We start from the raw sequence: 5,296 nt of genomic DNA, 5'->3' as shown, positions 1-5,296 counted from the left end.
TACGGCGTTCAATTCGGTTGGTTGCCGCTTCCTGGTGAGGACCTTTTGACGGCGCTGTTTCACTTCGACCCGTCGGTCGACTTCTCCGCTGGAGCTCCCGGGAAGTGCCGAACGCAGGAGTGCGCGAGCGTAGTCCGGCGCTTGCAGCAACCCCAACACGACATCCGGCGCATACGCAGTCAACCGTCGCGCCGCAGCCTCCAACCCCACGTATACATCGAAGTCTTCCGGGATCAACTTCCCATACTCATGCCACCAACACTTCCCCGACGCCTGCTGCGCCAATCCCAGCAGCCCTGCCGTGACCACCTCTTCGGCGTCATACACCGCACACAGCGCTCGTATATCGAGCAGCCGTATCCGATTTGCCTGCCCGGTCTCCAACCGCTGCAACGTCGTCGTGCCGCGTTCGATCAGCTGCGCCGCCTCGGGCATCGACATTCCCGCCTGTAAGCGCAGGTCACGCAGATGGCGCCCCAGTTGTCGTCGCGGCACCGTACTTCCTGAATCCGTCATGGCCCCCTACCTCAGTTTTTCGGAAACGAGTGTGATGTGTCCGTGGATGTACCGATCCGCGGATGCGGAACTTGTCCTCGCCTTTCGGCGCGATTCGAATGCAGACCCCATGAAGACGCTGACTCCTCCGCCTGTCGCGTGCTGTGCTGTTGCCGCGCCCGGCCGGAGAGCCGTAGGAACCCGAGAAACCTATTGGACCACAACGGATTGCCGCGTATCCGCGAATTCGGCCGGGTGCACCGAAATCACCGAGATGAATCGAGGCAATCCGATGGATCACCCGCTCTGGCGGTGTGTCCCGAGGTTCGGCCGGGCGCGTCCGAACGCTCCAAGGCGAATTGGGAAACTCGTGGGGCGCATCGCGGTCGCGGACGTGATTCGGCCGCGTGCATACGGATGCTGTCCTTGCTGATCGAACCGCTGCCGACGAAGGGGGAGGTGCTGCGCGCCTGCCGTGGCGTCGAGCACACCGCGCACCCGCTCCGAGACGCCGCCTATGAACTCACTTGCCTGCATGAGAGCCGGCTCGCCGACGGCCATCGGACCGATGACATCGATTGCCGGCGAGCGAAATTGGTGCGCCAGATCAATCATTGGGTCCATGCACACCTGCCGCCCGCGCATGGCAGCGCCTCGGTGCACACCGAAACACTGGGCGCGGTGATCGACCGGCTCGCCCAATGCACCGCCATCGCCTACGCCGCCTTGGCAAGCGCCACGGACTACGACCTCGGCGACGCTTGGGAGGCGCTGGCCGAATTGGCAATCGGTTACGAGGATCTGGTGGACGAGGTCGCAGCAGGCCGTCGCCGTCTGCCCGGCGGTCCATGAAATTGCTCCACTACCGGCTACCGTCTGAAGAGCTGTGACCTGTCGACGGTCGCCCGTCGGATCGACCGCGCTCGATCCGCGCCCCGTTCCGGCGGCACATGAACCTGGCCCGTCACTTCCGAACGCCAGGAGGCTGAGGCTGCGGAATCTCCGAAGCCCACTGCGGATACGCCAAAGCGGAAGGATGCGCAGCGAGACGTTCTGCAAGGTGGAAAATCGGCACAGTCGGTCCCAAGGGCTTGCCGAATCGAATCACGATGCTGGTGTGGTCCAGAGTGTGCTGATGGGTAAGCAGGATAGGCCGGCGCCGAAAGGTAATTGTTGGTCGCCACAATAGAGGACGAAACCGGCGCGGAATCGGTCGCCGAGGCGGTTCTGCAGGATGCGCAGAGCTCGGAAATCGTCGGTGCGAACGGTTTCGGCGGCTTTGACTTCGATGGCGACGACGCGACCGGCGTTGTCTTCCAGGATGGCGTCGACTTCGTAGCCGTCGCGGTCCCGATAGTGATGCAGTTGGGCCATGGTCTGGCTCCAGGTGAGTTGGCGGGTCAGTTCGCCGAGGACGAACGTTTCGATGAGGCCGCCGATCGCGGCGTGGTCGGTGACGCCGGTGAGTAGATGTGCGGCAATCCCGGAATCGTTGAAGACAAGCTTCGGTGTGGCTACGGCCCGGGCTGTCGCGTTGGACGACCAGGCGGGGATGCGCCGGATGAGATAGATGACCTCGAGCAGGCCGATGTATTCGCGAACTGTAGAAGCCGGAAGGCCGAGATCCGAGGACACGCGTGTGTAGTTGAGCAGTCCGCCGCTCTGCGCGGCCAGGATTGCGATGAGTCGGCGCATATCGGCGCTGCGCTGAATGTCAGCAACCTGGTGCACGTCACGACTTATGATGTCGTCGAGATAGGACTTGAAGAACTGCGCGCGGCGGCGGGGCGAACTTCGACGGATCGCCTCGGGGTAGCCGCCACGGCAGGCGAGGGCTATGTAGTCCTTGCGCCGCAGTTCCGACGGCTCGCTCCGCAACCGGCTGCCTTCGGCGAAGGCAGCGTCGACGAAACAGTCGGGCGCGTTGTGGATCTCGCCCTGGGACAGGGGAAACAGCTCAATGGTTTCGGAGCGCCCGGGCAAAGAGTCGGGCAGTTGGCTCAGACCGAGCAGTCGGGCGGAACCGGTCAACAGGAACCGGCCGGGACGGGGATCCCGATCGACCGTGTTCTTGATGGCCAGCCACAGCTCGGGAACACGCTGAACTTCGTCGATCAGCATGACGCCGGGCGCATCCAAGAAGGCGACCGGGTCGGCGGCGGCTGACGAGCGGGCTCCGGGATCGTCCAGATATCGCCTAACGGCGCCTGGATGGTCGGCCAAGCATCGTTCGGCGAGCGTGCTTTTGCCCGTTTGACGTGCGCCGTTGATGATGACGACACGGGTATCCGCAAGAGCCTCCTCGACCAGTTCGGCGGCTCGCCGGGGTAGGTAGTCGACAGCGTCGCGCATGGGACAATCGTACGATAGTCCGTGGATCTGCCGACGGTTGTCCCGTGAGTCTGCCGACGGTTATCCCGTGGATCTGCCGACAGCGGTCATCGATCTGCGGGGTGTTTGCCGGCGATCTGCCGAGGCAGAGAAGGAGTGATCCGCGGAGTGCGGTCACCACCGCGTCGTCCGGATCGTCCGCGACGACGCCGCGCAGATTCGCGGGCGTCGGTGTGAAACGCTCATGCGTGTCGGCGCTTCGGCGGTGGCGAATTCGACCTAAGGTGAGCTGATGGCTTCACTTTCTGATCCCGATGTGCGCGCATTTCTCAGTCAAGGAACACGGACGGGCAAGGTGGCGTTCGTGACGGTCGACGGTAGACCGATGGTTACGCCGGTGTGGTTCATCGTCGAGGGGGATGAGTTGGTGTTCAACACGGGCAAGTCGACGGTCAAGGGCAAAGCGTTCGCGCGGGATGGGCGGGTCGCGGTGTGCGTCGATCTGGAGGTACCGCCGTACGCGTCGGTTCAGTTGCAGGGCACCGTGACGCTCTCCGAGGACCCCGATGAGCTGCTGCGCACCGCCACGGAGATCGGCGGACGGTATATGGGCGCGGACCGAGCCGAGGAGTTCGGCAAGCGCAATGGCGTTCCCGGTGAGCTGGTGGTCCGGCTGCGGCCGGCGAAGGTGATCGCCCACTTCGACGAGACCAGCTGAGGGTCGCGCTTCGCGCGCGGTGAACAATCCGCTGACTGCGGCAAGTTCGCCGGGTTCGGTTTCCGGTCAGGCGTACCTCTGCCTTCGCGCGGGCTGATGACGGCCTACGCCCGACTGCGCCGATAAGGTGGCGTGCGGCGATCAATACACTCGGCGCATGACCGTGCATTTCATCGGGGCTGGGCCGGGTGCGGCAGATCTGTTGACGGTGCGCGCGGTGGAACTCTTGCGAGCGGCGCCGGTGTGCTTGTACGCGGGCACCTATCTCGATCCGCAGGTGCTGGGGTATTGCGCACCGGATGCCGAGCTGATCGACACCCAGCATTTGGATCTCGACCAGATCACCGATCATCTGGTGCGGGCCGACAGCGCGGGTAAGGACGTGGCCCGGTTGTGTTCGGGTGACCCGTCACTGTATTCCGCGCTCACCGAACAGACGCGCAGGCTGGACGCGCACGGCGTGCCGTGGGATGTCACGCCGGGCGTGCCGGCCTACGCCGCGGCGGCCGCGTTGCTCGGCGTCGAGTTGACGGTGCCGGAACTGGTGCAGTCGGTCGTGCTGACTCGCACCCAGGCCCGCTCGACCGCGATGCCCGAGCCGGAGGCGCTGGCGAACTTCGCGGCCACCGGTGCCACGCTCGTTTTGCACTTGGCCATCACCCGCGTTCGCACGCTGGCGGCCGAACTGGCCGCCCACTATGGCCCGGACTGCCCGGTCGCCGTGGTGTATCGGGCGGCTCAACCTCAGCAGCTCGTCCTGCGCGGGACTCTGAGCGACATCGCCGACCAGGTCGAGGTCGCTGGTCTCCGACAGGCCGCGGTGATCTTGGTTGGCCGTGCGCTCGCACCCTCGGTCCCCTGCGCGCAATCGCACCTGTACGACCCGGCGCGTGTGCGCGGGACTACCGGTCCGGACGGTCGGTAGCGGTGTCGCTGTCAGTGGCCGTTTGCGCAGGCGTGCCACCTGTACGACCCGGCGCGTGTGCGCGGGACCGCCGGTCCGGACAACCGATAACGACATCACTGCCAGTGGACGCTTGCGCAGGCGTTCCGATCCGGTGGATCTATGCGCGGGGTTCCGGCGGGCTGATTCCTTCTAAGTGTCGTGCGGCGAACCACGTGCCGTGCCGCGAACCACGTGCCATGCCGCGAACCACGTGCCATGCGGCGAACCGCAGGGACGGGCCAACCGGCTGCCGTGTACGGCTATTCGGGTTCGGGAGCCGGGCGCCGTCGCGATCTTGGTCGGTGGCAGGCGGTACCGGGGTGCAATCGGCCGCCATGCCCGCCGCGACTGCCTCAGGATGACGCTCCAGGCCCAGTGTGAGAACCGCAACAGTCCCCCTTACAGACCCTCGTAGCAGCGCTGCCAGTGGTGATGCCCTTCAGCTATGAATGGTGGTTGGTTGGGGGCCTGGGCCGACGGTAGATTGATCCGGTGATTCGCAACGGCAGTCCCGGCGGAGCCGGTCGGAGGGTGGTCCCGGGCACGGTCGAGCCCATGTAACAAGACCGGCCTGTTGGACAGATAGTTCAAATGAACATTTTTTGCCTGATTTGATGTGAGAACTGAACCCGGAGACGCAGGCGCCACGCTCGGATAGGTGCGCGCCCCCTCTGGGTGTGGTCGGGGAGCGCTTGCGTGGTGTTCCGGAAGCGAGGTTACGGTTGGACCGGCTGGATTTCGGCGGAAACGGCGAAACTGGTGGCGAACGGGCACACGCTGATTCCGGGGTGGGACCGGGGGGCTCC

5 protein-coding genes are annotated in these 5,296 nt (G+C 65.0%); 3 read left to right on the top strand and 2 right to left on the bottom strand.

Translation table 11 applies throughout. The features are described from left to right. A partial coding sequence (locus ACT86A_RS10670) for a Scr1 family TA system antitoxin-like transcriptional regulator (protein WP_445091871.1) occupies nucleotides 1–516 on the bottom strand: 516 nt, incomplete at its 3' end. 405 nt (nucleotides 517–921) lie between these two features. Between ACT86A_RS10670 and ACT86A_RS10665 the strand changes: the two genes are divergently transcribed. After that, the gene (locus ACT86A_RS10665; RefSeq protein WP_445091870.1) at nucleotides 922–1,347 is read left to right on the top strand and encodes a DUF4254 domain-containing protein; all 426 of its coding nucleotides are present in this window, start codon (nucleotides 922–924) and stop codon (nucleotides 1,345–1,347) included. Between the two features lie 252 nt (nucleotides 1,348–1,599). Here the strand turns inward: ACT86A_RS10665 and ACT86A_RS10660 are convergent, their stop codons facing one another. Further along, nucleotides 1,600–2,847: an ATP-binding protein gene (locus tag ACT86A_RS10660; protein ID WP_445091869.1), complete on the bottom strand. Its 1,248-nt coding sequence runs from the start codon at nucleotides 2,845–2,847 to the stop codon at nucleotides 1,600–1,602. Nucleotides 2,848–3,118: 271 nt separating this feature from the next. Here ACT86A_RS10660 and ACT86A_RS10655 point away from each other — a divergent pair, with 271 nt between their 5' ends. Further along, nucleotides 3,119–3,544 carry a PPOX class F420-dependent oxidoreductase gene (locus ACT86A_RS10655; protein ID WP_445091868.1) on the top strand — a complete coding sequence of 142 codons (426 nt, stop codon included), beginning with the start codon at nucleotides 3,119–3,121 and terminating at the stop codon, nucleotides 3,542–3,544. A gap of 157 nt (nucleotides 3,545–3,701) precedes the next feature. Beyond that, a complete protein-coding gene (gene cobM / locus ACT86A_RS10650; protein WP_445091867.1) occupies nucleotides 3,702–4,469 on the top strand; it encodes a precorrin-4 C(11)-methyltransferase in 768 nt (255 codons plus the stop codon). The last annotated feature ends 827 nt before the right edge of the window (nucleotides 4,470–5,296 follow it).

It is taken from the genome of Nocardia glycosmidis (genome assembly GCF_052545115.1).
The sequence above is the reverse complement of the archived record's forward strand: the minus strand, read 5'-3'. Positions and strand labels throughout refer to the sequence as shown.

What these genes read in the sequence shown, in the direction of transcription:
- ACT86A_RS10655 (WP_445091868.1), top strand. Translation starts at nt 3,119, where the DNA reads ATGGCTTCACTTTCTGATCCCGATGTGCGCGCATTTCTCAGTCAAGGA.
- cobM (WP_445091867.1), top strand. Translation starts at nt 3,702, where the DNA reads ATGACCGTGCATTTCATCGGGGCTGGGCCGGGTGCGGCAGATCTGTTG.
- ACT86A_RS10660 (WP_445091869.1), bottom strand. Translation starts at nt 2,847, where the DNA reads ATGCGCGACGCTGTCGACTACCTACCCCGGCGAGCCGCCGAACTGGTC.